The sequence below is a fragment of the Flavobacterium sp. genome (assembly GCF_043779715.1).
In the GTDB taxonomy this organism is placed as follows: domain Bacteria; phylum Bacteroidota; class Bacteroidia; order Flavobacteriales; family Flavobacteriaceae; genus Flavobacterium.
In genome coordinates this window covers 1-2,880 of the sequence record NZ_JAYWDT010000216.1, presented here as the reverse complement: position 1 = coordinate 2,880, position 2,880 = coordinate 1, and the positions used below count along the sequence as shown (strand labels likewise).

Annotated in this window: 2 protein-coding genes and 1 pseudogene; 2 read left to right on the top strand and 1 reads right to left on the bottom strand. The window is 32.0% G+C overall.

The genetic code is table 11. The features are described 5' to 3' along the window. The coding region (locus ACH2BG_RS10470; RefSeq protein WP_395047639.1) for an APC family permease at positions 1-1,036 on the top strand (1,036 nt) is incomplete at its 5' end. 71 nt (positions 1,037-1,107) lie between these two features. On the opposite strand, the pseudogene ACH2BG_RS10465 reads toward ACH2BG_RS10470, so the two are convergent. Then, positions 1,108-2,301 (bottom strand): annotated as a pseudogene (locus tag ACH2BG_RS10465) (aminotransferase class V-fold PLP-dependent enzyme). A 285-nt stretch (positions 2,302-2,586) separates the two neighbouring features. Here ACH2BG_RS10465 and ACH2BG_RS10460 point away from each other — a divergent pair. Further along, positions 2,587-2,880, top strand: a 294-nt coding sequence (locus tag ACH2BG_RS10460; protein ID WP_395047638.1) for an Lrp/AsnC family transcriptional regulator, incomplete at its 3' end; no start/stop codon positions are given.

Genomic DNA, 2,880 nt, shown 5'->3' with positions numbered 1-2,880 from the left:
TATTGCTTTGGTTATTGTTGTAGGTGCGTTTTATATTGATATTGAAAATTGGACACCGTTTATGCCTAATGGTTTTGGTGGAGTTATGGGTGGTGTTTCGGCTGTGTTCTTTGCCTATATTGGATTTGATGCTGTATCTACTTTAGCTGAAGAAAGTAAAAATCCGCAACGTGATTTACCTAAAGGAATGATTTATTCGTTGGTAATTTGTACTGTTGTATTTATCGTTTTAGCATTAGTTATTACAGGAATGGTTTCCTACGAATTACTTGGAGTAAGCGATCCATTAGCAGAAATTTTTGCTTTAAAAGGTGTAAAATGGATGCTATTTATCGTGTCTATTGCAGCGGTTGTTGCTATGACAAGTGTATTGTTAGTTTTCCAGATGGGACAACCAAGAATTTGGATGACTATGAGTCGTGATGGATTGATGCCAAAGAAATTTTCTGAAATTCACCCAAAATATAAAACACCAAGTTTTGCTACGATTGTAACAGGTTTAGTTGTTGGAATTCCTATATTTTTTACCGATGAGAATTTTGTATTAGATTTTACATCAATCGGAACATTATTTGCTTTTGTACTAGTTTGTGGTGGTGTTTTGATGCTTTCTCCTCAAAGTGAATCTGAATTAGCTGAACGTGAAACCAAAGGTAAATTCAGAATTCCTTATATAAATTCTAAATTTATTTTTCCTTTATTAGTAATTATTGGAACTGGATTAACAGTAAAATATGTCCCAAATTTTTTCATTGATATTTTCGATTTTTCTAATGAAAAAATGGCTACCAATATACCTATGCTAGTTTTCTTATTAGTTTGTGTTGTTATGATGGTTTTATCTTTTACAAAAAACTTATCCTTAATTCCACTTCTAGGATTGGTTTCTTGTTGTTATTTACTAACAGGGATGGCAGTTTCTAACTGGATGTGGTTTGGTTGTTGGTTGGTTATTGGATTGGTTTTTTACTTTATTTATGGATATAAAAACAGTAAACTAAATTTTACAAAACAGGAAGAAATAATTGAAGATTAATCCTAGTTTTAAACTAAAAAAATCCCATTTCAAATTATTGAAATGGGATTTTTTATTTATAAGAACTAAATCTACAAAATCTCTAATTCTTTCATACAAGCATGCATCATCTCATAAGTACGATTAATGTCATTATTTAAACCTATCGAGAAACGAATTAATCCGTCTTTCAAGCCCATTTCCGCTTGCTCATCCAAAGGAATCTCGCTCGAAGTAGAAGCTCCTGGAGCACTAAATAACGTTTTATAAAAACCTAAACTTACTGCTAGATAACCTAAATTTCTTTCTTGCATGAGTTCCATCAGTTCGTTTGCTTTATTAAGCGAACCCACATCTATAGTCATCATACCACCAAAATCATATTCATGGTTAATCATACCGGAATATATCTCGTGACTTGGGTGAGATTTCAAACCTGGATAAACCGTTTTTATTCCATTTTCTTCAAATTTCTGAGCCAAAAACATCGCATTATGACTGTGTTGTTTCATTCTAATATGCAAAGTTCTTAGGTTTTTCATCACACTTGCCGAACGCAAACTATCCATCGTTGGAGCTAAAAGCATACTAGCTCCAGAATTTACATTTTTTAAATCATTAATAAATTCTTGCGAAGCGCAAACCACACCGCCTACCTTATCACTACTTCCGTTAATGTATTTTGTTAAACTATGAATCACAATATCTGCACCTAATTTTACTGGAGAAACTGACAAGGGAGAAAAAGTATTATCAACCACTAATTTCAAATCATTTTTAATCGCGATTTTTGCCAAACCAGCAATATCAGCAACTTCAAGCAATGGATTACTTACCGTTTCGCAATACAAAACTTTCGTATTTGGTTTAATGGCAGCTTCTACAATATCCAATTTAGTAATATCTACAAACGTATTTTTGATACCAAATCGTGGTGCTAAATTTTTCAGAAAAGCGTACGTTCCGCCGTAAATAGTTCTACTCGAAACAATATGATCACCGTTTCCACACAATTGCAAAAGCGTTGGCGTAATCCCTCCCATTCCAGAAGCTACAACATTTGCCGTTTCCGTTCCTTCCATCGCGGCAAGTGCTTTGTCTAAATACAAATTACTTGGCGAAGAATGACGAGAATAGAGGTAACAACCTTCAGCATTGCCTTCAAAAGTATCGAACATTGTTTTTGTCGACAAAAAAACGCAAGTTTAACTATCTGAAATTAAATGGTTTAAATCATCAAATTCTCCAAAATATTGTGTTTTGTCTACGGGATTAAAAATTTTCATACTTTTATTTATTTTCTTAGAAGCTTTTTCCTGCTATCCGTTGCAATCTTTTTTCTTGTTCTCGATACGCTTTGCAAGCTACTCGAACTGACGAAAAAAGGATTTCCACTGATATCAGGGCTAAGGCATTCTGATTATCAACTAACAATCATAAATAAAAAAAAATTAGATTTAATTACAATACAAATTAAATAAATTAGAAAATAAAACTATAATTTCATACATTTGTAATTATTTAAACATTAAAAATGATGGTAAATCATCATTTTTAGAAAATTTAAAATCATGAATTTAGACGAAATTGACAAAAACCTATTAAGATTACTACAAACCGATAGTAAAAAAACAACAAAAGAACTTTCATCAAAACTAAATCTTTCTGTTACAGCAGTTTACGAACGAGTGAAAAAACTGGAACGTGAAGGCATTATCGAAAAACATGTTGTTTTATTAAATAGAAAAAAGGTCGAAAAAGGATTTGTTGTTTTCTGTCACATCAAACTCATTCAGCATACAAAGGAATTCTTAACAAAATTTGAAAGTCAAGTAACCAAACTCAACGAAGTCCTAGAATGTCAT